Annotated in this window: 22 protein-coding genes and 3 pseudogenes; 11 read left to right on the top strand and 14 right to left on the bottom strand. The window is 70.0% G+C overall.

Annotated features, from left to right (window positions below; genetic code table 11):
* A pseudogene (locus AB0I71_RS22220) lies at positions 1 to 626 on the top strand (hypothetical protein); the annotation flags it as partial.
* A gap of 236 nt (positions 627 to 862) precedes the next feature.
* Here the strand turns inward: AB0I71_RS22220 and AB0I71_RS22215 are convergent.
* Positions 863 to 1,576 (bottom strand): annotated as a pseudogene (locus AB0I71_RS22215) (IS256 family transposase); the annotation flags it as partial.
* An 81-nt stretch (positions 1,577 to 1,657) separates the two neighbouring features.
* Here AB0I71_RS22215 and AB0I71_RS22210 point away from each other — a divergent pair.
* Positions 1,658 to 3,220, top strand: coding sequence for an ISL3 family transposase (locus AB0I71_RS22210; RefSeq protein WP_357587494.1), 1,563 nt, complete (start codon positions 1,658 to 1,660; stop codon positions 3,218 to 3,220).
* A gap of 33 nt (positions 3,221 to 3,253) precedes the next feature.
* Here the strand turns inward: AB0I71_RS22210 and AB0I71_RS22205 are convergent.
* Positions 3,254 to 3,829 (bottom strand): annotated as a pseudogene (locus tag AB0I71_RS22205) (transposase); the annotation flags it as partial.
* A 695-nt stretch (positions 3,830 to 4,524) separates the two neighbouring features.
* Here AB0I71_RS22205 and AB0I71_RS22200 point away from each other — a divergent pair.
* From AB0I71_RS22200 to AB0I71_RS22190, 3 genes are all read left to right on the top strand, one after another.
* Positions 4,525 to 6,852 carry an EAL domain-containing protein gene (locus AB0I71_RS22200; RefSeq protein WP_357587492.1) on the top strand — a complete coding sequence of 776 codons (2,328 nt, stop codon included), beginning with the start codon at positions 4,525 to 4,527 and terminating at the stop codon, positions 6,850 to 6,852.
* Between the two features lie 36 nt (positions 6,853 to 6,888).
* A complete protein-coding gene (locus AB0I71_RS22195; RefSeq protein WP_357587490.1) occupies positions 6,889 to 7,647 on the top strand; it encodes a MerR family transcriptional regulator in 759 nt (252 codons plus the stop codon).
* A gap of 73 nt (positions 7,648 to 7,720) precedes the next feature.
* Complete coding sequence (locus AB0I71_RS22190; RefSeq protein ID WP_357587488.1) at positions 7,721 to 8,005, top strand: antibiotic biosynthesis monooxygenase family protein; 285 nt, start codon at positions 7,721 to 7,723, stop codon at positions 8,003 to 8,005.
* A gap of 60 nt (positions 8,006 to 8,065) precedes the next feature.
* Here AB0I71_RS22190 and AB0I71_RS22185 read toward each other — a convergent pair whose 3' ends face one another.
* Entirely contained in the window at positions 8,066 to 8,833 is a 768-nt protein-coding gene (locus AB0I71_RS22185) for a hypothetical protein (protein WP_357587486.1), read from the bottom strand.
* Positions 8,834 to 8,892: 59 nt separating this feature from the next.
* Positions 8,893 to 9,537 (bottom strand): sigma-70 family RNA polymerase sigma factor, encoded by a 645-nt coding sequence (locus AB0I71_RS22180; protein WP_357587484.1) that lies wholly within the window; start codon positions 9,535 to 9,537, stop codon positions 8,893 to 8,895.
* A gap of 331 nt (positions 9,538 to 9,868) precedes the next feature.
* On the opposite strand from AB0I71_RS22180, the gene AB0I71_RS22175 reads away from it, so the two are divergent.
* Positions 9,869 to 10,978: a hypothetical protein gene (locus AB0I71_RS22175; protein WP_357587482.1), complete on the top strand. Its 1,110-nt coding sequence runs from the start codon at positions 9,869 to 9,871 to the stop codon at positions 10,976 to 10,978.
* 8 nt (positions 10,979 to 10,986) lie between these two features.
* Here the strand turns inward: AB0I71_RS22175 and AB0I71_RS22170 are convergent, their stop codons facing one another.
* Both AB0I71_RS22170 and AB0I71_RS22165 read right to left on the bottom strand, forming a co-directional pair.
* The gene (locus AB0I71_RS22170) at positions 10,987 to 11,355 is read right to left on the bottom strand and encodes a VOC family protein (protein ID WP_357587480.1); all 369 of its coding nucleotides are present in this window, start codon (positions 11,353 to 11,355) and stop codon (positions 10,987 to 10,989) included.
* A 147-nt stretch (positions 11,356 to 11,502) separates the two neighbouring features.
* On the bottom strand, positions 11,503 to 11,859 hold the full coding sequence (locus tag AB0I71_RS22165; RefSeq protein ID WP_357587478.1) for a helix-turn-helix domain-containing protein: 357 nt from the start codon (positions 11,857 to 11,859) through the stop codon (positions 11,503 to 11,505).
* 149 nt (positions 11,860 to 12,008) lie between these two features.
* Here AB0I71_RS22165 and AB0I71_RS22160 point away from each other — a divergent pair, with 149 nt between their 5' ends.
* Complete coding sequence (locus tag AB0I71_RS22160; protein ID WP_357587476.1) at positions 12,009 to 12,878, top strand: NAD(P)-binding domain-containing protein; 870 nt, start codon at positions 12,009 to 12,011, stop codon at positions 12,876 to 12,878.
* A complete protein-coding gene (locus tag AB0I71_RS22155) occupies positions 12,875 to 13,774 on the top strand; it encodes an NAD(P)-binding domain-containing protein (protein WP_357587474.1) in 900 nt (299 codons plus the stop codon). Before AB0I71_RS22160 ends, AB0I71_RS22155 begins: the two co-directional genes overlap by 4 nt.
* 153 nt (positions 13,775 to 13,927) lie before the next feature.
* Here AB0I71_RS22155 and AB0I71_RS22150 read toward each other — a convergent pair whose 3' ends face one another.
* A complete protein-coding gene (locus AB0I71_RS22150) occupies positions 13,928 to 14,371 on the bottom strand; it encodes a MarR family transcriptional regulator (protein WP_357587472.1) in 444 nt (147 codons plus the stop codon).
* 107 nt (positions 14,372 to 14,478) lie between these two features.
* On the opposite strand from AB0I71_RS22150, the gene AB0I71_RS22145 reads away from it, so the two are divergent.
* The gene (locus AB0I71_RS22145; RefSeq protein WP_357587470.1) at positions 14,479 to 15,711 is read left to right on the top strand and encodes a multidrug effflux MFS transporter; all 1,233 of its coding nucleotides are present in this window, start codon (positions 14,479 to 14,481) and stop codon (positions 15,709 to 15,711) included.
* Positions 15,712 to 15,745: 34 nt separating this feature from the next.
* Here AB0I71_RS22145 and AB0I71_RS22140 read toward each other — a convergent pair whose 3' ends face one another.
* From AB0I71_RS22140 to AB0I71_RS22115, 6 genes are all read right to left on the bottom strand, one after another.
* A complete protein-coding gene (locus tag AB0I71_RS22140; protein ID WP_357587468.1) occupies positions 15,746 to 16,540 on the bottom strand; it encodes a DivIVA domain-containing protein in 795 nt (264 codons plus the stop codon).
* 99 nt (positions 16,541 to 16,639) lie between these two features.
* The gene (locus tag AB0I71_RS22135; RefSeq protein ID WP_357587466.1) at positions 16,640 to 17,437 is read right to left on the bottom strand and encodes a hypothetical protein; all 798 of its coding nucleotides are present in this window, start codon (positions 17,435 to 17,437) and stop codon (positions 16,640 to 16,642) included.
* A 155-nt stretch (positions 17,438 to 17,592) separates the two neighbouring features.
* A complete protein-coding gene (locus tag AB0I71_RS22130) occupies positions 17,593 to 18,027 on the bottom strand; it encodes a VOC family protein (protein WP_357587464.1) in 435 nt (144 codons plus the stop codon).
* A 29-nt stretch (positions 18,028 to 18,056) separates the two neighbouring features.
* Positions 18,057 to 18,410, bottom strand: coding sequence for a nitroreductase/quinone reductase family protein (locus tag AB0I71_RS22125; RefSeq protein WP_357587461.1), 354 nt, complete (start codon positions 18,408 to 18,410; stop codon positions 18,057 to 18,059).
* Positions 18,411 to 18,559: 149 nt separating this feature from the next.
* The gene (locus tag AB0I71_RS22120; protein ID WP_357587459.1) at positions 18,560 to 20,776 is read right to left on the bottom strand and encodes a choice-of-anchor J domain-containing protein; all 2,217 of its coding nucleotides are present in this window, start codon (positions 20,774 to 20,776) and stop codon (positions 18,560 to 18,562) included.
* Between the two features lie 100 nt (positions 20,777 to 20,876).
* Positions 20,877 to 21,140, bottom strand: coding sequence for a hypothetical protein (locus AB0I71_RS22115; protein ID WP_357587457.1), 264 nt, complete (start codon positions 21,138 to 21,140; stop codon positions 20,877 to 20,879).
* A 265-nt stretch (positions 21,141 to 21,405) separates the two neighbouring features.
* Here AB0I71_RS22115 and AB0I71_RS22110 point away from each other — a divergent pair, with 265 nt between their 5' ends.
* The gene (locus tag AB0I71_RS22110; protein ID WP_357587455.1) at positions 21,406 to 21,660 is read left to right on the top strand and encodes a TM2 domain-containing protein; all 255 of its coding nucleotides are present in this window, start codon (positions 21,406 to 21,408) and stop codon (positions 21,658 to 21,660) included.
* 148 nt (positions 21,661 to 21,808) lie between these two features.
* The gene (locus AB0I71_RS22105) at positions 21,809 to 22,543 is read left to right on the top strand and encodes a restriction endonuclease (RefSeq protein WP_357587453.1); all 735 of its coding nucleotides are present in this window, start codon (positions 21,809 to 21,811) and stop codon (positions 22,541 to 22,543) included.
* Between the two features lie 154 nt (positions 22,544 to 22,697).
* On the opposite strand, the gene AB0I71_RS22100 is transcribed toward AB0I71_RS22105, so the two are convergent.
* Positions 22,698 to 25,766, bottom strand: coding sequence for a DUF3427 domain-containing protein (locus AB0I71_RS22100; protein ID WP_357587451.1), 3,069 nt, complete (start codon positions 25,764 to 25,766; stop codon positions 22,698 to 22,700).
* Between the last annotated feature and the right edge of the window lie 53 nt (positions 25,767 to 25,819).

Below are 25,819 nucleotides of genomic sequence, written 5' to 3'. Positions count from 1 at the left end.
CCGGCGCCCGGGTGGCCGGGCGGTGGGACGGCGACCGGGACGCGTTCACCGCCCACACCGAGCACCTCGACGACGATGGTGCGCCGCAGCCGCGCCGCGATGGTGCGGTGGCCGCCGCGGCTCGGCTGCACCGCCTGGAGCGGGCCGCGGCGACCTACGCCGTGCAGCGCGCCTACGACGACCCGCTGGTGATGGCGGAGTACCGGCTGACCGGGGAAGCTTTCGTCGGCGAGGTACTGCTGGCCGACCCGACCCGGGTCGACGAGAGTGGCCGACGGCCGGTGCTGCGCCCGCGTATCCAGCTGATGACCACCGACCCGGTGCTGGTGCCGGTCGGCGCCACCCTGTCCAGCCCGTCCCGCCCCGGCCAGAAGGCGCGGATCGTTTTCGTCACCCCGGCGGCTGACGGCAAGACCGAGGTGGTGCTGGAACTCTCCGGTGGGATGGGGCGCGGCCTCAAGGCCACCCCGGGCAGCGTGCCGGAGGTGGGGGAGCGGCTCTGCTACACCGCGCTCAGCGACGCGTACGTGCCCGGTGCGGCGTTCCCCACAGTGGACGAGACGCCGTGGACCCACGGTGGTCCACCCACCACCGGACCGGCGTCCCCTGACGAAGCCTGGGCGTGAGTGGCTGGGCGGGCCCTCCGACCAGCCGTTGCCGCCATAGGTGGCCGAAGGCGGTGCCCCTGCCGGCCGAAGACGATGCCCTCCTGCCGGCCGACACCGTCGGCCCGGTGACCCTCCGTCACCGACCGCCCTTCACCCGCCTGTCACCTGTCGTCCCTTTGCTCTGCTTACCTATACGCACTGGTTGCTCTGCGTGATCGGGGCTGTCTCGCTAACGGTGTTTTCGGCGATCTTGGTTAGTAGGTTTCAGCGGCTGGGAAGCGGTCGCTGAAGGTGATGGCGAAGGCGTTCAACGCGGGTTTCCAGCGCATCGTCCATCGGGTTTTGCCTGCTCCGGTGGGGTCCAGGGATCGGGTCACCAGGTACAGACACTTCAACGCGGCCTGTTCGTTGGGGAAGTGGCCGCGGGCCTTGACCGCCCGCCGGTAGCGGGCGTTGAGGGACTCGATCGCGTTGGTCGAGCAGATGACCTTGCGGATCTCCAGGTCGTAGTCGAGGAACGGGATGAACTCCGCCCACGCGTTGTCCCACAGCCGAATCACCGCCGGATACCGGCCACCCCACTTGTCGGCCAGGTCGTCGAACGCCGCTCGGGCGGCGTCGGCGTTGACGGCGGTGTAGATCGGCTTGATGTCGCGCTTGAGCTCGTCCCAGTACTTGCGGGAGGTGAGGCGGAAGGTGTTGCGGATCAGGTGGATCACGCAGGTCTGCACCACCGTCTGGGGCCACACGTTCGTCACGACATCGGGCAGGCCCTTCAACCCGTCGCACACGCAGAAGAACACGTCCTTGACGCCGCGGTTACGCAGGTCGGTGAGCACGCTCATCCAGAACTTCGCGCCCTCACCACCCGAGCCGGCCCACAGCCCCAGGATGTCCTTCTCGCCGTCGAGGGTGACCCCGATCGCGGCATAGAACGGCCGGTTCGCTACCTGCCCGTCACGGACCTTGGCTCTGTCGCCGATCTTGTGATGTGGACACGTCCGTCGCCCACGGGGTGCTCTCGGTGATCATGTCCGGCGTGTTCGCTTGTGGAGCGGTTACTGCCGCATCTCTCGCTTCTGTCTATCGAGACGGTTGAGCAGCGTGACGGCGTCGTGGTGCTGTCCGCGCGGGTTCGGGCGGAGACCGCGCGGTGTGGTCGGTGTCAGCAGCGGTCGGTCAGGGTTCATGGCCGGTATGAGCGCCGGTTGCGTGATGTCGCGGTCGCCGGGACGGCGTTGCTGCTTGAGGTACGGGTCCGGCGGTTTCGCTGTGACAACACCACCTGCCCGGCGCGGACGTTCGTCGAGCAGATCGAGGGGCTGACCAGTCCACATGCGCGATTGACGCTGCAGCTGCGAGGCGTGCTGACGCAGATTGGTTTGGCGTTGGCTGGCCGGGCCGGTTCCCGGCTGGCGTCGGTGATTGGGGTCGCTGCCGGTCGCGATACGTTGTTGCGGCTGGTCAAGGCGCTGCCTGACCCGCCGAAGACGCCGATCACCGTCCTCGGCGTCGATGACTTCGCGTTCCGCCGAGGTCGTCATTACGGCACTGTGCTGATCGACATGGACAGCCACCGCCCGGTCGACATGTTCGACGGCCGCGACGGTGACAGCCTTGCCGAGTGGCTGCGGCAGCACCCCGAGATCGAGGTGATCTGCCGGGACCGGGCCGGCGGCTATGGCGAAGGCGCCCGCTCCGGAGCCCCGCAGGCGGTTCAGGTCGCGGACCGGTTCCATCTCTGGCAGAACCTGGGCCAGGCGGTCGAGAAGACCGTCAACGCTTATCGGTCCCGGCTCGTCGCTCCGGCACCCCCGCCAGCGGACGACACCATGCCCGCCGAGGTGCAGCCGCTACCCGAGAAGAAGATCGTGACCCGCCTGCGCGAACACCACGGCGCTGTTCACGAGCTCGCCGCCCAAGGACTTAACAAGTCGGCGATCGGCCGCAAGCTCGGCCTGCACCAGGCCACGGTCCGCAAGTATCTCAACGCCGCCAGTGTCGCCGAGTTGACCGCCGTCACCGAGCAACGCGCGCACCTGGTCGACGACTACGTCGCCTACCTGCACCAGCGCTGGAACGAAGGAGAGCGCAACGCCACGCAGCTGTTCCGCGAGATCAAACAGCAGGGTTATCCCGGCGGAGAACTGGCCGTTCAGCGTTACCTACGCCGTTTCCGCAAAGGCCTCGGCCACGCCCCGCACCCCGGCCCGAAACCACCCACCGTCCGCCAGGTCACCTCGTGGATCATGACTCACCCTGACCATCTCGACGCCCGCGACGCGACCAAGCTTCACGAGCTGCGCAGCCGGGATCGGGACATCAACCGGCTGGCCAAACACGTGCGAGACTTCGCGGTCATGATGACTGGCCGCCACGGCGACCGCCTCGAGGTGTGGATCACCACGGTCGAAGTCGACACCCTCACGCCGTTGGCTGGGTTCGCCCGCAACCTGCGCCGCGATTTCGACGCCGTCCGCAACGGCCTGATCCTGCCGCACAGCTCCGGCGCGGTCGAAGGCAACATCAACCGCCTCAAGATGATCAAACGCCAGATGTTCGGCCGCGCCAGCCTCGACCTGCTCCGCAAACGCGTCGTCCTCGCGCACTGATCTGCTTCACACAACCAGCGACAGAGCCCGGACCTTCACCACGACCGCGTCGATGAACACGGCGGCATAGATCTCATCCAAGGGCCGGTGGGACCAGTCGGTCATCTCCTCGATGACCTTGTCGGTGATCCGGGAGATCGTCTCCTTCGACACCGACGCCCCGTAGATCTCGGCGAAGTGCGCGCTGATCTCCCCGGTCGTGAGGCCTTTGGCATACAGCGACAACACGACTTCGTCGACCCCCGACAGGCGGCGCTGCCGCTTACGGACGATCTGCGGCTCGAACGTGCCCGCCCGGTCCCGCGGCACATCGATCTGCACCGGCCCGTTGGCGTCGGTCAAGACGGTCTTCGACCGGGTGCCGTTGCGGATGTTGCCCGACCCGGCACCAGCCTGATCGTGTTTCTCGTAACCGAGGTGCTCAGTCATCTCCTCGTTCAACGCGGTCTCCAGGACCGTCTTGGTCAACTGCTTGAGCAGCCCGTCCGGACCGGTCAGCGACAGCCCTTGTTCCTTCGCGGCCCGGACCAACTCGGCGGCGGCCTTCGCCTCCGCCGACGGCTCAGGCCGCTTCTTACGTCCGGTCCGGTCGTTCAGTGTCGAGGTCATCACGGCACCCTCCTCACCAGGCACAACGCCTGGCGGGTCAGGCCGGAAACACCGTTAGATCCACACTCCCGCGTGATCCCGTTGGCCGCTGATTCATCGGCGTCATGCCAGCTCGCACGGGGGTTGCGTGGATTGAAGCAGAGCAAAGGTTGGAGACAGCAGAAATGGTGGAGCCGGGAGAGTCACCCTGAGTCATGACCCCAGGTTTGTCGCTGGGTGTAACGACGGGCGTGGCGGTGGTGAGATGGCACGGGCCGGGCCGCGCTGGCGGCGAGCGGTGGCCTGAGGCACCGGGGCCGGCTGCCAGGGCGGCGGCGCGGCAGCGCCCACAGACGGCGCGGGAGTGGGCAAGGGGCACGGCGGTGCCCAAAGGCGGTAGGGGAGGGGCCAAGGGGCACGGCGGTGCCCAAAGGCGGTACGGGGGTGTGACGGCGGGGCGGGGCGGCCAGGACGGGGCGGCCAGGACGGGGCGGGGCGGGGCGGGGCGGCCAGGGCGGTGGCGGCACTGTCGACGCAGCGTGCCGGGGACTGGCCGTGGTGGCGCAGGTGGACGGCGGGACGGCCGTCGGGTTGTGGACTTGGGTACAGGTGGATCTGGCGGGGTAGTTGCGAGCGTGGCTAGGCTTTCGGGGTTTGCCGGGGCCGGGTCCTCGCCGTCGAGGGTGTACGCACGAGAGAGAGCCGGAGCGATCGCTGTGTCGCGGAAGGACGTCGAGCAGGCTGCCGCGCGCTTGCCCGGAAAGGACCGGGTCGGCCGGGTGGGGCTGGTCGGTGCCGGTGTCGTCGTCGCGGTCGAGGCACTCTGGCTGGTGCTGGGGCTGCCCGCCGGTGCGCTGGTCAGCGACCTGGGTGCGCTCACCGTGGCGGGCTGGGCCGCGGTGGCCTGCGTCGCGGCGGCCCGTCGACACCCGGCGACGTTGCGTCGGTTCTGGCTGCTGTTGGCCGCCACCATGGCGTTGTCGCTGGCCGGGCGGGCACTGTGGACGTCGCAGCGGCTGCTCGGGGAGAGCCTGCCGCACACCCTGCCCATCGGATTGATCTTCGCGGCCAGCCTGCTGACCGGGACCGCCGCGCTGTTCTGCTCGATCACCGCGCCGCGTACCACCGTGGGTCGGGCCCGGACCCTGCTCGACGGGGTGATCGTCGGGCTGGCGCTGATCCCGATCGGCTGGCTGCTGATCTTCCGAAACGTCAGTCTGGCCGACCTGGACGAGCCGCTGCGCACCGCCGGGCTGCTCTACCCGATGTTCGACCTGATGCAGCTGACCATCCTGGTCGCGGTGGTCGGTCCGGGCCGGCCGGTGTGGCGGCCGATGGCGCTGCTCGGCGTGAGCCTGACGGTGCGGGCCGTGGCCGACACGGTCTACGTGTCGCTGGTGGCCGCCGGCACCTACCAGCCCGGCACCCCGGTGGACGTGCTCTGGCCACTGAGCTACCTGCTGATCGTGGTGGCGACCCGAATGGCTCCACCTCGGGACCACGGTGCCGCCGAGGAGGCCGGTGAGGCGCCGCTGCCGCAGTGGTGGCGGGTGGTGCTGCCCTACCTGCCGGTGGGCGGGGCGATCGTGGCGACCATGCTGGCCCGCGACGCCAGCGGCCACACCCCGATGCCGATCTTCCTGGCGATGATGGCGCTGTTGGCGACGCTTGCCCTACGACAGGGGCTGGCGGCCAACGAGAACCTGCGCCTGGTGGTGCAACTGCGCAAGCTCGCCTACGTCGACCAGCTCACCGGGCTACCGAACCGGCTGGCGTTCACCCGCCGGCTGCGCGGCGCCCTGCGCGGCACCAACCGGGTCGCCGTGCTGCTGCTGGACCTGGACGGGTTCAAGCAGGTGAACGATCGGTTCGGACACACCACCGGTGACACGCTGCTGTCCGGCCTGTCCCGACGGATGCGTCGGGCGGTCGGCGACGACGGCATGATCGCCCGGATCGGTGGTGACGAGTTCGCAGTGCTGGTCACCGACGGGCGGCCGTTGGCGCCGGAGCGGCTGGCCGAGCGGTTGCTGGCGGCGCTGCAACCGTCTCCCGGTGAGGAACTGGTCGGGGTGCACCCGTCGGCCAGCATCGGCATCGCCGAGTACGGGCCGCAGCACATCTCCCACACCGATCTGCTGCGCGACGCGGACATCGCCATGTACGCGGCGAAGGCGGCCGGCAAGTCCGCGTACCGACGGTGCACGCAGGGGCTGCGGGAGTCCGCGGTGAGCCGGGCCGAGCTGATCGCCGACCTGCGGCGGGCCGTCGACGAGGAGCAGCTGCACCTGGAGTTCCAACCGATCGTGGACCTGGCCACCGGTGCGGTACGCAGCGCGGAGGCGCTGGTCCGGTGGCGTCACCCCCGGCTGGGCATGCTCAGCCCGGCCCGGTTCCTGCCGCTGGCCGAGGAGACCGGGCTGATCCTGCCGATCGACAGGTGGGTCATCCACGAGGCGTGCCGGGCGGCGGCGACCTGGCAGGACCGGGTTCCGGCGGCGACGGTGGCGGTGAACATCGCCGCGTCGCACCTGCGCCGGCCCGACCTGATCGCCACCGTCACCGAGGCCACCGCGGGTGCCGGGCTGGCGCCCCGGGCGCTGACCCTGGAGCTGACCGAGTCGGCGTTGATCGAGGGCAGCGAGGCGGTCCTGGACCGGCTGGGGCAGCTGCGGGAGCTGGGCATCCGGATCGCCATCGACGACTTCGGCACCGGGTACTCGTCGCTGAGCTACCTGCACCGGATCCCGGCGACCGAGCTGAAGATCGACAGGTCGTTCGTGGCCCGGATTCCCGAGGACGCCCGGGCGTACGCGACTGTGGAGATGGTGACCCGGCTGGCCGGCGCGTTCGACCTGGGCGTGGTGGCCGAGGGGGTGGAGACCGAGCGGCAGCACGACGCGGTGGCCGCGATCGGCTGCGTGCAGGGGCAGGGTTACCGCTACGGTCGCCCGACCGCCCTGGCCGAGCTGCGGACCGTCTTGGCGAAGGCCGACCCGCAGGGTGTGTCCGGCGTCGCAGAATCGGGCTTGACCCTCACGTGACGGCAGGCGGGACCGTGGTTCCGGAAAGGGGGAACCATGGCCCACACGGTTGGTCAGGTGGCGAAGCTCGCCGGCGTGACGGTCCGGACGCTGCACCACTACGACGAGATCGGTCTGCTGACGCCGAGCGGGCGTAGCGGCTCCGGCTATCGCCGCTACTCCGAGGCGGACCTGGAGCGGTTGCAGCTGATCCGGTACTACCGCGAGCTGGGGTTCCCGTTGGACGAGATCGCCGTGATCCTCGACGACCCGGCGAGCGGCCCCGAAGCGCACCTGCGCCGCCAGCACGAGCTGCTGACGGTGCGGATCAAGCGCCTTCAGGAGATGGTCGCGGCGATCGAATTCGCGATGGAGGCGAGCAAGATGGAGATCCAACTGACCCCGCAGGAGCGGTTCGAGGTCTTCGGGGACTTCGACCCGGACGCCCACGCCGAGGAGGCGGAGCAGCGGTGGGGTGGCACCGAGGCGTACCGGGAGTCGAACCGGCGGACATCGCGCTACAGCAAGCAGGACTGGCAGCGGTTCAAGGCGGAGACCGAGGACTGGGGGCGGCGGATAGTGGCGCTGCTGGCCACTGGCGCGCCGGCCGACGGGCCGGAGGCCAGGGAGCTGGCTGAGGAGCACCGGCAGCAGATCAGCCGATGGTTCTACGAGTGCTCGTACGAGATCCACACCGGGCTGGCCGACATGTACCTGGCCGACGAACGGTTCACCGCCCACTACGAGGCGATGGCTGCCGGTCTGGCGGAGTATCTGTCCGAGGCGATCCACGCCAACGCGATCGCCCGCGCCTGATCAATAGCGTGCAGACGATGACGGATCGGGAGAGTATGACTGGCGTCCGCTCTCCCGATCTTCGGAGGTTGCATTGCTGATCGTCGCCGGCACGCTGCACGTCGACCCGGCCGAGCGGGACGACTACCTGGCCACCTGCGCCGAGATCGTCCGCCAGGCGCGCGAGGCGCCCGGTTGCCTCGACTTCGCCATCAGCCCGGACCTGATCGAGCCGGGGCGGATCAACGTCTACGAGCGGTGGGAGTCCGAGGAACAGCTGCTGGACTTCCGCGGCTCCGGCCCGGAGCCGGAACAGCAGGTGGCGATCGTCGAGGCCGAGGTGCACAAGTTCCTGATCAGCGCGGTCGAGTCACCCTAACCACCGGTTGGAGTGGGCGCGGGGCCGGACGGGTCGGGGAGAACCCGTCCGGCCCCGCGGTCAGCGGCCGGGGGTGCGGGGCGTCGCGGCCGGAACGCTCCCGGTAGGCGCACCGGGGGCGGTCACGGTCGGGACGCCACCGGGCCGCTTGGTGGTGGGCGTGTCGGGGCGGCTGGTCGTGCCACCACGCGGGTTCGGGGTGGGTCGGGTCGTCGGCCGTCCGGCACCGCTCGGTGCGCCCGTGGGGTGGGCGCGGTCCTCCGACGCGGCGTCGGCGCAGTAATCGTCGACCTGTCCGGCACCGCCGGCCGCCTCGACCAGTTCGGCGAAGGCCGGGTTCTCCGACGCCTTGCCCGGGTTCGTCGCGGCGCCGGCCGCATACGCCTTGCACAGGCCCACCAGCGAGGGCGACGGACCGTCGCTCGCGCCGGCCCGGTCGGCCGGCCCGGCCGGGTGCGACGGGGTGGCGGTAGGTGCTGCCGGGGCGTGGGTCGCCGGGCGCGCGGGCGGGTCGACAAGCGGGTTGGGCAGCGCGCCGGTACCGGCGGCCAGCGCCACACCACCGAGCCCGCTGGCGGCGACGACGGTCGCCGCCTTGACGGTGAGCAGCTTCGCCAGCGTGATCTTGAGCATTGATTCTCTCCGTGGTCGAGGTTCGGGGGCGAGATCAGCGGCAGCCCGGAATGCGGCCACCGCCAGCTGCTCCCCAGCCATCTCGTCGTGTCGTACCGGCCCGCGTGCCGCGCGGAGTGGCGCGGCGAGCGGACCGGCCTGGCTCAGGGCGACCGGGTCGGCGTCCAGCAGCCGCTCGGCGGTCTTCCTGTCCATGCGTCGAGGTGACGGTTTGCTCATCTCGTCTTCCCTGGCGTCGTCCCGGATCATTTGCGTCACTCACCCGCCGCGAGTCGACGCACCGTGGGCGTGGGCGGGCGTAATCCCGGTTCGGGCGCGATGGCGCCGTCCCGGACGGTCTGCGGGTCGAGGCGTGCGGCCAGCCGGCGCAAACCCCGCCAGGCGGCGGTACGCACCGCGCCGGGTCGCTTGCCCAGCACCTGGGCGGTGGCCCGGGCGTCGAGTCCGACCACCACCCGGAGCAGGATCGCCTCGGCCTGGTCGGTTGGCAGCGTGGCGATCAACTCGATGGCCGCGCGGGTCGCGGCGGCCTGGACGGCCTGGTCGGCGGTGTCCTGAGCGGCGGGCAGGTCGACAAGCGCGTCGGCGGACAACGTCGCCGCGGGCCGCCGTCCCCGGCGGCGTAGGTGATCCAGCGCCCGGTGTCGAGCGATCCCGGCGGCCCAGGCCCGGAATCCGGCCCCTTCGTCACGGAATCGGCGCAGGTCGCGGGTGATCTGCAACCACGCCTCCGAAGCCACGTCCTCGGCGTCGGCGCCGACCATGCCCCGCAGATAGCGCAGCAGACCGGGTTGCACCTGCCGGTACAGCAGCCGGAACGCATCCTCGTCGCCATCCTGTGCGGCCCGTACCAGCGCGGTGAGGTCCGATTCGGTGTGGCCGCCGGTGCCGCTCGTCACCGACACCACCGGTAGGAATCCACCGGCACGACCGCCAGTTCCGGTATCGCCAGCACCTCGCCACCAGATTCGCCGTCACGGGCCACGCCATTGGACGGCAGCCCTCGTCAACCCGTACGACTGATCGGCGTACCGGTGCCCGGTTACGTCACAGCCGCCGGGTCGGAAAGCGAACGGCACAGAGCGGAACCACCGTCTCGTCCATGTTGCTCCACCGATCGGGTAATTCGACCACTTCTGGCCGTGTCCAGGGTGGTGCCCGCAGCCGTTAACACTGTGACACCCCATTTGGTGGCCTGCGGTTGGTGGCATGCGCGGCGAAGGAGTCGGCGTGGCAAGGACTGATTCGACGGGTTCGACATGGCGGTACCGGTGGGCGCGCCGGCAGAACGAGCGCCGGCTGCGGCTGTTCCGCAGCGCCGAGGGGAACTGGCGGCGACGCGACGACGAGCTGCGCCGCCTGCGTACGCTCGCCGAGCAGTGCCAGGGCTCGGCCACGGCCGGTGACGGCCTCCCATTGGAACTGGCCCCCGGCGAGGTCGTACTCCGGGTGGTGCCGGCCGCGCAACTCGTGGAGATGCGGCACGACGGCGTGCTGCCGGCCCCCGACCTGACCGTCGGTGCGCACACTGGTCGGCTGCGCCGACGCCTTCCCGACGGGGTACGGGTCACCGACGCCGGCATGGCGGTGATCACCAACCGGCGGTTGGTGCTGCTCGGCGGCCGGGGTCGGCGCGACTGGGCGTACGGCAGGATGACCGGTCTGGCGCACGACCCGCACGCGTCGGTGACTCTGATCCAGGTGCTGGACCGCCGACGGACCTCCGGGGTGCTGCTGCGCCCGGATGTGGCGGCCGAGTTCCGGTTCGTGCTCACCCTGGCCTTCGCCGACGCCATCGAGCAGCGCCAGGCGGTCATCGACCAGCTCGACGAGTTGATCAGCGAGCACGACCGGCTGCGTCCGTCCCGCCCGGGCATCGCCACGCCGGGGCAGGCCCGGCTGTCGGCGCTCATCCCCGGCGGGCGACGGACCGCCGTGGTCGCCGCCGCGCTCGCGGTGATGGTGCCGGTGGCGCTGGCCAACTCCGGCCCGTCCGACCCGACAAGCACCGAGACCGCGGTGGCCGCCGCCCCGGCACCGGTCGCGGCCAGCGCCTCGACCACACCGCGGGCCACCCGCTCAGCCAAGCCGCGCCCGGCCAGCCCGAAGCCCGAGCGGCGCTGCGGTGCCCCCGACAACCCCATGGGGTACGACTTCTGCGGCGGGGACCGGGTCCGCGAGCCCGCTCGCGAGGTGTGCGACCACTTCGACTGCGTGCCCGGATTCTGGGAGGGACGCGGCTATCTGGTGGAGTGTGCGAACGGCAAGGTCAGCCTGGCCGGCGGCAGCCCTCGGGCCTGCGGCCTGCACGGTGGCGTACGCCGCACCGTCTGGGACTGACCGGCCGCCTACCCGGGTGCGTGGCAGACCGCTTCGACGTTGTTGCCGTCCGGATCGCGGACGAACACGCCGAAGTAGTCGGCGTGGTATTCCGGCCAGACGCGAGGCTCGTGCAGCACCCGCGCCCCGGCGGTCACCGCCGCGTCGTGGAACGCCCGCACCGAGGCCCGGTCGGGTGCGGTGAAGGCGATGTGGCTCTCCCGCCCCACCGCCTCGGCGGGGGCCGGGCTGAGCCAGAAGTCCGGCTTGCCGCTGCCGTAACCGACGGCCTCGGGATACTGCAACATCCGGCGGGCACCGAGCGTGGCCAGGACGGCGTCGTAGAACGTGATGCTGGCGTCGAGGTCACGGACCTGAATGCCGAGATGGTCGAGCATCTGCTGCCTCCGGCGTACGGGAAGGGCTCGGACGAAACAGAGGCTAGGGCCCGGGTACGACAGGAGCCGAGGCTCGCCGTCGAGTCACCCGAGGCGGGGGCGCCGCCACGGACGGCCGCGCCCTGCCCGGCAGGCGACGGGACGCGATCAGGACGCGGCCGCCGCCTCGGCGGCCAGCCGCTCGGCCCTGCGCTGCCCCCACTCGCCCAGCGGGCCGAGCGCCTCGTTGAGCGACCTGCCGTGTTCGGTCAGGGAGTACTCCACTTTGGGTGGGACCTCCCGGTAGACCTCGCGGTGGACCAGACCGTCCTGCTCCATCTCCCGCAGATGCTGGATGAGCATCTTCTCGCTGACGCCGGGCAGGCCACGTTTCAGCTCGCCGAACCGGCGGGTGCCGTGGTTGTCCAGCTCCCACAGGATCAGCGACTTCCACTTCCCCGACACCACGTCCATCGCGGCGTCGATCCCGCAGATGTACGGGCCGCACCTGTCGCCCGATGTCATGGTTCCGCCTCCTCGGTAGTCGAGCTTCAATACTTACCTCCAGGTAAGTATTGAACAAAATAGTGGGTACTTGCCCGCTCGATTGTGGTCGCCAACCATGGTGATCGGCGCGCCCGTCGGATCACCGGACAGAGCAGGGGACCACCCGAATGACAGTCAGCACCACCTTCCTGGGACTGGGCGCGATGGGCAGCGCGCTCGCGAGAACGGCGTCGGACGCCGGCCACCGGATCGTCTGTTGGAACCGCACCGGTCACCGGGCGCAGAGCCTCGGCGAGCAGGGCGCCGTCATCGCCGACAGCGTCGAGCAGGCGATCGTCGGCACGCGCACGGTCGTCGTCTGCCTCTTCGACGCCACCTCCGTACGGCAGGTGCTCGAACCCGTGGCGACCGGCCTGGCCGGGCGTACCGTGATCAACCTGACCACCACGACGCCGAACCAGTCCCGTGACCTCGCCCGCTGGGCCGGCGAGCGGGACATCGACCTCCTCGACGGTGCGATCATGGCCGTCCCGGAGACGATCGGCGGCCCCGAGTCGGCGATCTTCTACAGCGGATCGGCGGAGGGCTTCGCGCAGCACCGACAGCTGCTCGACCTGTGGGGCGAGAGCAGCTACCTCGGGCCGGACGCGGGCATGGCGGCGCTCTACGACACGGCGATGCTCGCCGGCATGTACGCGATGTTCGCCGGCTTCCTGCACGGCGCGGCCATGGTCGGCTCCGAGGGGGTGCCGGCCGGCGAGTTCGTCCGGCGGCAGGCGCCGTTCCTCGCCGCGATGACGGAGCAACTGGCCGACTACGCCGCGACGATCGACGAGCAGGACTACCTCGGGCCGGGCCAGCAGAGCCTGCGGTTCACCGAGACGGCCCTCAGCACGGTGATGCAGGCCAGCACCGGGCAGGGCGTCACCGACGAGGTGCTCAAGCCGGCGTACGACATCGTCCGTCGGCAGCTAGCCGCCGGGTTCGGGGAGCACGGCACCGCCCGTATGTTCGAGGAACTGAGGAGTGTCCGATGAACGGGAACAGCGATCTCCGACCGGTGACCGTCATCGGTCTCGGGCCGATGGGGCAGGCGATGGCCGCCGCCCTGATCCGCGCCGGCCATCCGGTCACGCTGTGGAACCGCACCCCGAGCCGGGCCGACGCCCTGGTCGCCGGAGGAGCCACCCGCGCGCCGACGCCCGCAGCCGCCGTGGCCGCCAGTGAACTGACGATCCTCAGCCTCACCGACTACCCGGCGATGTACGACATCCTCGGCCCGGTGGCGAACGATCCCGGGGCCCTTGCCGACCGCACCCTGGTCAACCTCAGTTCCGACACCCCCGACATCTCCCGACAGGCGGCGACGTGGGCCGCGAGCCACGGTGCACGGTTCGTGACCGGCGGGGTGATGGTGCCCGCCCCGATGGTCGGCACCAGCGAGGCGTACGTCTTCTACAGCGGAGCCAGCGAGGCGTACGACCGCAGCGAACCGGTGCTGAGGATCATCGGCGAACCGAGGTACCTGGGCGCCGATCCGGGGTTGGCGCAACTGTTCTACCAGGCGCACCTCGACGTCTTCCTCACCTGCCTGTCGAGCCTGCTGCACGCCACCGCACTCGTCACCGCGGCAGGCGTACCGGCGGCCGAGTTCCTACCCGATGCGCTCACCACCCTCACCGACATCCCGGCGATGATCGGCGACGGGTCGGAGCTGGCGCGCGCACTGGAGGCCGGCGAGCACCCGGGCGACCTGAGCACGGCGCGGATGATGGGTGCCACGGCCGACCACATCCTGCGGACCAGCGAGACAGCCGGCGTCGACGTCGAGCTGCCGAAGGCGGTCAGGTCACACTACGAGCGGGCGGTCGCGGCCGGCCACGGCGACCAGGACTGGACCGCCCTGTACGAGGTGATCAGAGCGAGGCGCTGACCCGGCTTGCGGCCGGCGGGCGTCCGGGGACGGCGGTCAGGGCGGGGCGCTGACCCGGCTTGCGGCCGGCGGGCGTCCGGGTACGGCGGTCAGGGCGAGGGGCTGACCCGGGGTTGCGGCCGCACCCGTCCCGGGCCGCCCGGGGGACGGCGGTCAGGGCAGCTCCGCAGCGTGGTCGGCCAGGCGGGCCAGGGCGGGCGCGGCGACGCGCAGCCGCTCCCGGTCGGTCGCGTCGAGGCTGGCCAGGGCGGCGGCGAGCAGCTCGCGGCGGTGCTGTCCGTAGGCCGCGATGCGCTCGCACGCCACGTCGGTCAACTCCAACCGGACGGTACGCCGATCGGCGGGGTCCCGCTCCCGGCGCAGCAGGCCGGCGGTGGTCAGCTCGCCGACCAGGGTGCTCACCGTGTTCGCGGCGGTGCCCAGTCGCTCGGCGGCCTCCCGGACGCTGATCCCGGGCTGACGCTGCACCAGCCGCAGCACCTCGACCTGCGCGTCCGGCAGGGCGGCCCGCCCGGTCCGCTGGATGGCCCGCCGGCGGAGCACCCGATGCAGGTCACTGAGGGCGGCACCGAGCTGGTCGAGCGTCTCGTCGGTCACAGTGCCGCCCTTCCACGCTGCAACACCTCTGTAGGCAGAGCTATCGTAGCCGGACGCCCCCGGCAGCCGGCCACGCCGTGGTGGCGCCGACCGCCGAGGGGACACCGATGCCGCAGACCGACGTGCCCGTACGCCCGCCGGAGCGCATCACCCCACCCACCGGCCGCGCCGCCCTCGCGCTGCTGGTGCTGCTCGGCTCGCTCACCGCGATCGGTCCGCTGTCGCTTGACACCTACCTGCCGGCGTTTCCCGGGATGACCCGCGATCTGGCCGCCAGCCAGGCGCAGATCCAGCTCTCCCTGACCACCTGCCTGATCGGCATGGCCCTGGGCCAACTCATCACCGGCCCGCTCAGTGACCGCTGGGGGCGGCGTCTCCCGGTGCTCGTCGGCGTCGCCGCGTACACCCTGTTGTCGCTGGTCTGCGCCCTCGCGCCGTCGGCGGAGACGCTCGCGGTGGCCCGCTTCGCGCAGGGTTTCGCCGGTGGCATGGGCACCGTCGTCGCCCGCGCTGTCGTGCGTGACCTGTACTCCGGCCGGGCCGCTGCGAAGTACTTCTCCCGACTCGTCCTCATCTTCGGCATCGCGCCGATGGTCGCCCCCGCCCTCGGCAGCCTGGTGCTCAACGTCGGCGACTGGCGCACCATCTTCGTCGCGCTCGCCCTGGTCGGTGCCCTGCTCGCCACCGCCGTCGCGCTGCGGCTGCCGGAGACCCTGCCCGCCGCGCGGCGCAGCACCGGTGGCCTGGCCGCGACCGCCGCCGCCGGCCGCGCGCTGCTCGCCGACCGCGTCTATCTCGGGTACGCGCTGACCCAGGGCCTCGCCTTCGCCGGCCTCTTCGCCTACCTCTCCGGTTCCTCGTTCGTCCTCCAGGACGTCTTCGGCCTCTCCGCCGGCACGTTCAGCATCCTCTTCGGCCTCAACGCGCTCTCCTTCGTCGCCGTCGGCCAGCTCAACGCCCGCCTGCTCGACCGCTACGATCCGCGGCCACTGCTGGTCATCGGCCTCGGTCTCGGTCTGCTCGCCGCCCTCGGCGTGCTCGCCGGGGCACTGCTGAACAACCTGCCAGTGGTCATCGCCGCGCTCTTCGTCTTCCTCGGCTCGCTCGGCCTGGTGATGCCCAACGGCACCGCCCTCGCCCTGGACCGGCACGCCTCCCGCGCCGGCACCGCAGCGGCGCTGCTCGGCGGCATCCAGGCCGTCATCGCCGCCAGCGCCGCACCACTTGTCGGGCTGGGTGGCGAGGGCAGCGCGCTCCCGATGGCCGTGGTACTCAGCGCCGCAGCCGCCGCCTCCCTGCTGATGCTGCTGACCCTCGCCCGCCCGGCCCGCGCCCGATAGCTGCGGCTGCGCCGGCTACTCGGGCTGCGGCCGCCTACTCGGGCTGCGGTTGCTGCGACTGCGGCTGCGGCTGTTCGGGCTGTTCCGGGTCGTTGGCGAGCGCGGCGGCGAGCCGCTCCAGGAAGGCGTCGACCTGCCCCATGTCGTAGCCGCGCAGCGCGACGGTGAGCGTGGTGGGATCCAACTCCGCTCTGACCGCCTGACGCTGCGCCGCCGTCCCCGAGGCGAGCACGTCCAGGCCCCGCCGGACCAGGTCGTCCACCTCGTTCTTGAGGTACCCGCGCAGCGCCGTCTCGAAGACCGGCTCGGAAACGACCCCCGATTGGCCCTGCCGGGCGTCGACTCGACCTTGCCGGGCATCGGTGAAGCGACCACCGCTGACCCGGTTCAACTCGGCGGCCACCTCGTCGGCCGACTCCCGCACGTCGGCGAGGTCGAGCAGGACCAGAGCAGGCCGGCCGTCGACCGGGCTGCGGGCGGTGAGTGGCCTGTCGATTGTCGACCCGACGCCCGGGACCAGCAGCAACGACGGGGTGGGCGGTGTCGCGCCCGCTGCCCGTGCTGGCTGGTCCAGCACTATCGCAGCGATCTCGGCCCACGGGACCAGCCGGTTGAGCCCGGCGACCCGCAGGTCCAGCCCGTCGGCGCCGATCCGGAACCGGAACGGCCGCAGCGACCGGGCGGTGGTCCAACCACCCATCAGCAGTGCGGCTCCGGCGAAGATCCAGACACCGGTCCCGGGTGATTCCTTGCCCAGCAGCAGCGACACCCCGAACGCGAGCAGCAGCACCCCGAGGGCCAGCGAACGCCGATTCCTGCGCAGCTCCACAGCGACACCTCGATCATCTGAGCGGCCGTGCAGAGCATGGCACGCCCACGCAACCGCCGCTGACCCCGCCCGCACCAGCCCACCGTCGATCGCTGACGCTCAGTCGGACGGGGCGCCCTGGCGGCGCTGGTCGGGTGGGTTGTCTTGGTGGCGTCGGTTGTCCAGCTCCGGCCAGCGGGCGATCAGGGCCGCGAGCTCGTCGAGTACCGCGTCCACAGCGGTGCGGTCGTAGCCCAGCTCACCTGTGGTCAACTCCGCCCGGGCCTCCTCGAAGCGCGCCCTGGCCCCCCAGCGCGGCAGCCACTCGTCGATGAGCAGCCCGTCCCGCCCCTGTCGGATCAACCCGTCCACCTGGGCCGGGTCGTAACCTCCCGGCCCGACTGCGAAGTCCAGCGCCTCGAAGCGTGCGTGACGGTGGTGGCGGACGTCGATGAAGCGGCTCCCGGCGAAGCGGGCAAGAGCCCCCGCCACCTCGTCCAACGACTGCTTGATGTCGGCGAGATCGAGCAGGACCAGCGCCGGCCGCCCGTCGATCGGGCTCTGCCCGTCGAACGGGCCGTCGATCGTCGAATCCGCCGCCGGCACCAGCAGCAGACCGGAGTAGGGGGGCTTCTTCACGTCGATCGTCGGCACGTCCTGGTCGAGGATGATCGCGTCGATCTCGGCCCACGGCACCGCCCGGTTGAGCCCGGCAACCCGGACGGCCAGCCCGTTCGGCCCGATGTCGAATTTGAACGGCCGGCGTTCGGCGAGGACGATCCCGCCGCCGATCAGCAGGGCGAGAAGGCCGATGATCCAGCCAAGTACGGTGAGCTCGAAGCAGCCCAGCAGGAATACGCCGGTCACGAAGAAGAACAGGCCGAGCACCAGCGGGCCACGGCTTCTCCGCAACTCCACATCGACCCCCTCGAATCAATGAGGCGTTGCGGAGAGCATCGCACGGGCCGACCGGTCGGAGTGTCCTCCCGGCGACTGTGATGCCCGGCGGGCCCGGCGGCCGGTCCCGGCGGGGCCGTCCCGAGGCCGTCCGGGGCGCCCGCAGCGGAGGCGGGTCAGGCCGCGCCGAAGTCGGGGATGGTGATGGTGCCGTCCGCGGCGATCGGGAAGCCCGGATTCCAGGCGATCTCCCAGAGGTGACCGTCCGGGTCGGTGAAGTAACCGGCGTACCCGCCGTAGGAGGTGTCGCGAGCCGGTTGGGTGACCACGGCACCGGCCTGGGCGGCGGCGGCCATCAGCTGATCCACCTCGGCGCGCTCGCGTACGTTGTGGGCCAGCGCGACCCCGGCGAACCCGCCCGCGCCCCGGTCCTCGACACCGGCGTCCTCGGCCAGCGACTGGCGCGACCACAGCACCACGGCGAGCCCGCCGGCCTGGAAGAACACGGTCTGTTCGACCTCCTGGCCCTGCCAGCCGAGCTGCCGGTAGAAGTCGCGGGACGCGGCCAGGTCGGCGACGCCGAGCGTGATCAGACTGAGTCGCTGTTCCATCGCAGCAAGGTAACCCGGATCTGCGACGGCTACCCGAGGGGGACCTGGACGGCGACGTCGTGTTTCGGGTAGAGCGAGGCGAACTGGTCGGCGCCGTACTTGTCGCGGAACATCGCCACGACGTGGTCGACCCGGTCGGCTTCGGTGATCGGGGTGGCGCTCGAACTCAACGCGGTGCCGTTGACCGCCAACTGGACCATCGGGGTCTGCCGGACGTTCTTGTACCACTGACTGTCCGAGCCGGTCACCGGCACCAGGAACACGTTGTCGTCCTCCTGCACGAACCACACCGGATGGGTGATCTGCCGCCCGGACCTGCGGCCGGTCACGGTCAGCTCGACTTCGCGTACGCCATCAAGTGCGTCACCTATCGCGTTGGTCATGGTTTCCCCCGCTGCTCGCCCCCGACGATGCCTCTGCTCGTCAGGCTAGGGACCGGCGTCGCTCCGCGTCGCCGGATCCGGCAGCTTCGCCGGGCGAAACAGAGAACTCCCGGTGCCGCGTCGCACGACACCGGGAGTTCCTGCTCAGGTCAGCTCAGCGGTGCGCCGCCGGGCTGGACCACGTTGTTCACCGTCAGGGTGTACGGCGCGTACTGGGTGACCTGCTCGGTCGGCTCGTCGTAGGCGACGATGGCGACCACCTTCGGGAAGGCGGTCAGCAGCGCCGTCTGGATCAGACCGAGGGTGAAGCCGGACTTGCCGTCGACCTCGACCTGGTAGGCCAGCTTGAGCTTCTCGTCGATGCCGACGAACCTGACGTTCCAGTTCGCCACCGGGGTCGGGTTGATCTCCGACGGCGAGTCGAACGGCTCAAGGCTCGAACCGTCGCTGACAAGCGTGCCGCCGACCGAGATGTCGTCGATCAGCAGACCGCCCTCGTTGACACCGCCGTCGCTTACGTACCGGAAGCTGACCAGCACGTCCTGACCCGCGTACGCGGACAGGTCGAACGAGTGCGGCTGGAAGCCGTCGGTGGTGCCGTTCAGCGCCGGGCCGAGCGGACCGGCGACGGTCTCCTCACCGGGGATGACGGTGTAGGTCTCGCCGCCGTCGGTGGAGACGCTGACGTAGCCGTAGTCGTAGCCGGCCTCGGCACCGTACTTCGCCAGGAAGGTGAGCGTCGGGTCGGCGGCCGGCACGCTCACCTCGGTGACCGCGGCGACGTCCAGGCTGTTGCCGTTGCCGGACCAGAGCACCGGGTTGCCGCTGCGGTCCGGGTCGTTGCTGACGATCTGCCAGGCCAGCGGGACCGCCGGTAGCGTCTTCGCGCCCTGGAACTTGATCGACCGCAGGTCACCCCGGCTCAGCGGCTTGCCGTTGGCCTTCTGCAAGGTGACGTAGTCGGCGCCGTTCGGTGCCGCGCCGCCGGCCGCGTACGAGGCCGGGTTGGCCAGGTTCACCGTGGCGTCGAGGCTGGCCGTGGTGACCCGGCGCTTGTCCACCCCGAGCATGACGCCCAGCTTGGAGTTCCCGACGATCCGGTCCACCAGGTTCATCGTCTGGTAGTCGTGGATCACCTTGTACATGTCCTTGACGCCCTCGGCCTTCAACGCCGCCTCAAGGCTGGCGAAGCCCTGAAGCTCACCGTCGCGGTGCAGCCGCGAGATGAAGTCCAGGCCGTAGCGGTCGTACAGGAACAGGACGAACGAGTAGACGTTGCCGTAGTCGGCGAGCACCCCACTTGAGGTACTGCCCTCGTTCCACAGGTTTATCGAGTTCTCCGGGCCGCCGCAGTCCCGTGGATTCGTGTTGTAGTCCGTCTGGACGATGCCGAAGCCCTGGAAACAGTGGATGTGGCTGTCCGTGCCCGGCTCGTCGACCCGGGCCGTGGCGTCGACATACCCGGCGAGCGTCTGCACGAAGTCGGAGAGACCCTCGTTCAGCCAGGTCGTCTCGAACGGGTCGGTGTAGTAGTGCGCCAGGTGCTGCCACTCGTGGATGAACGTGCCCTCGTACAGCTGCGGGCGGGCCGGGCGGCTGGTGCACAGGTCGTCGGTCGGCTCGTTCGGCGGGTTCGCGCCGGTGCGGTGCGCCCAGTCGAACGCGTCGACAGTCATGATGTTGCGGTCGAGCAGCTCGTTGAAGAGCGAGAAGTGGAACCCGGCAATGTAGCTCGGGGCGGCCGGGAAGTCGTAGAAGTTGTCGTCGCGGACGTTGTCGACGAGCGTGACGGTCCGGTTGCCGGCACCCGTGTAGTCCCCGTCGATCTGCGCGTTGCTGCCGTCCCGCTCCGGCGGGGTGCTGAACGCTGCGGTCGACTTCGGGTACATGTTCGTGTCGAACTCGTTGACCAGGCTCGCGACCTGCTCGTCGGTGACCACCGTCGAGTTCGGAACCTGCCGGCGGCAGTCACCCTCCGGGAACTCCGTGTCGTTGGCGACCCACACCTCGATGTTGTCGCCCACGCCGCGCAGCGTGTAGTCCTTCAGGTAGATGACGCCCTGGTAGTCGTCCAGGGCGAGCCACTGCCGGACCGTGCCGACCGGCGGCGTGTCGGCCGCTGCGGCCTTCGATCGGGCCTGGGTACGCGGCTGATACTGGGTCGGGGCCTCCAGACGCTGCCCGTTGAAGGTGAAGTCCTTGCGGGTCAGCTCACGGACATCGCTGGCGAGCCCGGTGGCCGGCGCCGGCACCGGCTTCACGGTCGCGGCCTCCGGGGTGGCCGAGGCCGGAGCCGGCTGAGCAATGACGAAAAACGGTAGGACGATGGCGCTGGCTGCTATCCCCGCGAAGCGGCGTCGTGCCACGAAACCTCCTCATAGGTGGAAGACCACCCGCCCCGGGGTGGCCCAGGCACCGGTGGATCTACGCACGCTGATCGAGCGTCTCCGTATCCTGTGCACGTCGTCACCGATCAGGCAACCCTTCACCGCCATCGATCAGCCGGAACGGGATGATCGACGAACATAATGCGAAGATCGAGGCCAGCTGTTCGAGGTACATCTGGTACAGCCGCAGACGGTCGCGTTCCGCGTCGGTCAGGTGGTCCCGGCCCAGGTAGCCGGGGAGCGGACCGGGCACCCCAGCCGGTTCGGCGAACACCGCGAGCGACACCAGCTCGGCGATAGGGTCACCGTAGAAGGCCCGCTCGCCGTCGATGATCCCCTCCACTGCGAAGCCGTCCCCGTCCGGCCGGACGAAGATGTCGCCTTGCAGATCTTCGCCGGTCGGCTGAGCCTGACCTGCCGTTCTGCAAGATCCCGTGGCACCTACGGCCGATGCCTCGGTGTTGATCTTTCCAGTTAACCTCTGCCGCACTGCCTGCTAGCTGGCAAGCAGAGCAGCTTCCTCGAAGCCCGTAACCCGGGTCGGTACGCAGACACCTTCATCGGTGTGGCGAACCACCCGCACCCGTACCCTTAGATCAGGAGCAAGTATGTCGCAGCCCGCAGTCTCCCCGCAGCAGCCGGTGCTCGTGCAAGTTCGCCAGAAGGAAACCGGCATCGCCTACCTGCTCTGGTTCCTGCTCGGCGTCTTCGGCGGCCACCAGTTCTACCTCGGCAAGGTCGGACGGGGTCTGCTCTACCTGTTCACCCTCGGCATCTTCGGCGTGGGCGTTCTGATCGACCTGTTCACGCTGCCGAGCCAGGTGCGTCAGGTCAACACGCAGCTCGCCGTCGGCACCCGCTGACCAACTCCGAGGCTGCTACCCGGCAGCGGTGAACGGTCCCGTGAGCTGCGGAGACGCACTCCGGGGCCGTTCTTGCCCGGGGCGGTCGAGCCCCGCCCGAGACCACCGGCCACCCGCGATGGCCAGTGGTCCACCCGAGGAGTAACCCATGACGGAACCATCCCCGCAGGCGATTGACAGCTGGGAGAGAGCTGAGCTGAACGCTGCCGCGTGGATGCGGCACTGGGGCTTTAGCGACGCACGCGTTACTAACGGTGGTGCCGATTCAGGCGTAGACGTCCGTTCACACGGAGCTCTAGCCCAAGTGAAATACGAGGCAGTCCAGGTTGGGCGGCCGGTGGTGCAGCGCTTGTTCGGCGCTTGGGGGCGTAGTGCCGAGAAGGCCTTGTTTGTCTTCTCTGGCGCTGGATTTTCCTCGCACGCTGTCAAGTACGCCAATGATGTGGACATCTGCTTGTTCAAGTACACGCTTACGGGCTCGATGAATGCCGAGAACCGCGCTGCTCGGGCTTTTCTGCAGCGGTTCGAGGCTCAGCGAGTTGCGGTCGAGCAGCAGCGCTTGGCCGTGCGGGCTGATGCCGAGCATGAGACTGCGGCGCAAGCGCGAATGCTGGCGCAGTTTGCCACCGGGCTGAGAGCCCTGGAGGCGAAACGAGTCTCCGCAGGCGTAAGTACGAGAGCAGGCGTGAGTACGAGAAAGGCCACCCCTCAGGGGCGGGTTCGTCTGGGGTGTGGCATCGCGTTGCTGCTGGCTTGGGTTTGTATGGCGGTTGCGCTTCAGTCACTCGGTGATGTGGTGGTCAGGACAGTCTGGATCGGCCTTTCAATCGTCTTGATCGTCTCGGGAATCGCTGCCTTGTCGCGCGGAACCGTCGAAGACTGAATGTCCACGAGACATGGCTGGGCAAGATGAGTAGGCAGAGCCGGAGCAAGAGCCTGACCTCAGCCGTTGATATCAGACTCGGGGCAGCCGCGTGTTCCTATGCGGAGCCTCTCAGCGCGCTCCGCCGGACAAGCAACTCACCTCATCGCCAACGTCAGGCGGCGATGGCGCGGGCAGCGGCGTACATGTCGGCGGGCAGCGGGTGCCGCAGCTCCCAGATGATCCGCATCGGACGGTCGCCGGTGTGCTCCTGGTACCTCATCGGCCCGGCGTACAGGTAGGCCGGCGCGCCCAGGTCACGCTCCGGAATCCTCGTCTCCCGCACGAAGAGGTGCACGGTGGAGCCGCGCGCGGCGTGGTGGATGTAGCGCTGGCCGGTCGCCGACGCCGACGACGTGGTGCTCTGGGACTCCCACTGGAACAGGGTGTCGGTGATGGCCCGGTCGGCGTACATCGTGGTGGGGGAGTAGTGCTGCTCGGACTTCACCAGGGTGACGAAGAAGATGTCAGCGTAGGCGTCCGGCAACCACTTCACCCCTTCCCGCAGCGACCCCGGCTTCGGCATGCCGAAGCCGGCGCACGCCTCGTTGCGGCTGTACCGGGCGTGCACGTTCAGCGGTAGCCCTTCGACCGGCACCGTGACCCGGTGGATGCGGTCCCGGAGCACCTCGGCCACTTGCCGCAGCTCCGCGCAGCGCGCCGGCTCGGCCCACAGCCGGGTCAGCCGCTCCTCCCGTTCGGTGAGCGGTGCGTTCGGCCCCCACAGGTCGAAGTGCAGCATGTCCCACAGCCGCCCGACCTCCGGCCGCTCGCCGGCCGCCACCCGGACCAACAGGTCCAGCCGGTCCGGGTCGTCCAGGTGCAGCATCCGCCCAATGGCCCGACCCAACTCGCGGTCGTCCCGGCCGCCCGGCGAGGCCTCCAGCCCGGCGAGCCGTCGCAGTCCGGTCCACCCGCCGACGCTCGCCGACCGGTAGACGTCCTCGATCTCCACGCCGGCCTCGTGCAGAAACACATCCAGGCCGACGTCGCCGAGCAGCCGTAGCTCCTTCGCCAGCCCGGTCTTCGAGGTCGGCATCGCCGAGCGCAGGTTGGCCAGCACAATGTCCTTGGCCACCCGGTCGAGCTGGATGTGGCAGCCGCTCGGCAGGGACGGGAAGTCGTCGCGTACCGCCTCGGTTATCGCGCGGCGGCTGACCCCGGTCAGAGCGCGCCAGCGTAGGTCGAAGCGGAAGTTGGCGTGCTGCCCGCCGATGAAGTCGAGCACGGTCAGGCACGGTTTGTCGTCGTCCAGGCGCAGCCCACGGCCGAGCTGCTGAAGGAAGATCGTGGCACTCTCGGTCGGCCGCAGCATCAGGATCGTGTCGACCATCGGCAGGTCGACACCCTCGTTGAACAGGTCGACGGTGAACAGCACCTGGACCGTGCCGTCCCTGAACTCCTTGAGTAGGGCCTGCCGACCGGCGGCGTCGACGCGGGACGTGATCGCCGCCGACGGCACACCGTGCCTGCTGAACCAGTCCGCCATGAACTCGGCGTGCCCGATGCTCACGCAGAACCCGAGCGCCCGCATCCGGTCCACGTCGACGCTGTCCCGTACCGCCCGCAGCACCATCCGCGCCCGCGCATCGTTGCCGGTGTAGACGCCGTCCAGCTCCGTCGGGTCGTACCCCTGCCCGCGCTTCCACCGCAGCTGCGACAGATCGACGTCGTCGTGCAGCCCGAAATACTGGAACGGCGCGAGCAGTTGCCGCTCCAACGCCTCCCACAGATGCAGCTCAACTGCGGCGCGACCCTCGAACCACCGCCGCACGTCGCCGCCGTCACTGCGGTCGGGCGTCGCCGTCAATCCCAGCAGTACGCGCGGCGTCAGCCGCTCCAGCAGCCGGGCGTACGTCGGCGCTTCCGCGTGATGGAACTCGTCGACAATCACCATGTCGTACGCCTCAGGGTCGATCTCCCGCCGGTGCAGCGACTGGATGGAGGCAAAGACGTGCCGCCAGTGCTGCGGCTCCCGGCCCCCGACGAGCGTCTCGCCGAAGCTACCGTCCCCCATGACCTGCCGGAATGTCGCCAGGCTCTGCCGCAGGATCTGCTCCTGATGCGCCACGAACAGCAACGAGTCGACGGCCTTCTCCCGGTGCAGCCGGCGGTAGTCGAGCGCCGCCACCACCGTCTTGCCGGTACCGGTGGCCATCACCACCAGGTTCCGCCACCGGCCGTGGACCTTCCGCTCGGCGTCCAGGTCGGCAAGCACCTCCGCCTGGTACGGGTACGGCCGTACGTCCAGGTTGGCGATCTCGGTCGACGCTTCGTCGCGCCGTTCCCAGCGCAGCGCGGTGCGCAGCCGCTCGGCGTCCCTGCCCGGTTGGTAATCCTCGAACGCCGGGTCGTGCCAGTAGTCCTCGAACGTGGCGGTGAACGTGTCGATGACGTACGGCTGTTCGACGTTGGAGATCCTGACGTTCCACTCCAACCCGTCGACAAGCGCCGCCTTCGACAGGTTCGACGAGCCGACGTAAGCGGTGGTCATGCCGTTGTTGCGGCGGAACAGCCAGGCTTTGGCGTGCAGCCGGGTGGTCCGGGTCTCGTAGGAGATCTTGATGTCAGCGCCGAGTTCGGCGAGGCGGTCGAGGGCGCGCTGGTCGGTCGCGCCGAGGTAGGTCGTGGTGATGACCCGGAGGCGGCCGCCGCGCTCGATCAGGTCGCGGATGGCCGGCTCGATGATGCGCAGGCCGTGCCACTTGATGAACGCGCAGAGCAGGTCGACCTGGTCTGCGGACGCCATCTCGTGCGTGACCTCGTGGCCGATCCGGGGTTGGTGACGGCCGTTGACCAGCAGCGCGCCGGTCGAAAGCGGGGTGGTGGGGCGCGGCGGAAAGACAGGCGCGGCCGGTGGGATGGGCGTGGCGGCGATGGCGTGTAGCAGGCGCTGAGCATCGGCGACCTGGTCATCGGCTCCGACTGCACGTGGCTCCAGCGAAGCGATGTACTCCGCAATGCGGTTGACGAAGTCGACCTGTCGGACGAGTTTGTCATCACCACCACCGACCGCCAGCAGCGCTCGACGGGCCAAAGCGGCAACGTGCATGGAGAGCAGGTCGTGCGCGTCGGCGGAGTCGAGTTTGGCATGCTGAGCCAGGCTCGCATCCACTTGCTGGAGCCGCCCGACCATGCCCTTAGTCAGTATGTGCTCGTAAATGCCGGGAGCATGATCAGCCACGGTGGGAGGCTAATCAGCTGCATCGGTTTGCGCTGTCCCCGATCAGTCACGAC

Origin of the sequence: Micromonospora sp. NPDC049891 (assembly GCF_040660295.1) — a bacterium.
GTDB lineage: Bacteria > Actinomycetota > Actinomycetes > Mycobacteriales > Micromonosporaceae > Micromonospora.
The sequence above is the reverse complement of the archived record's forward strand: the minus strand, read 5'-3'. Positions and strand labels throughout refer to the sequence as shown.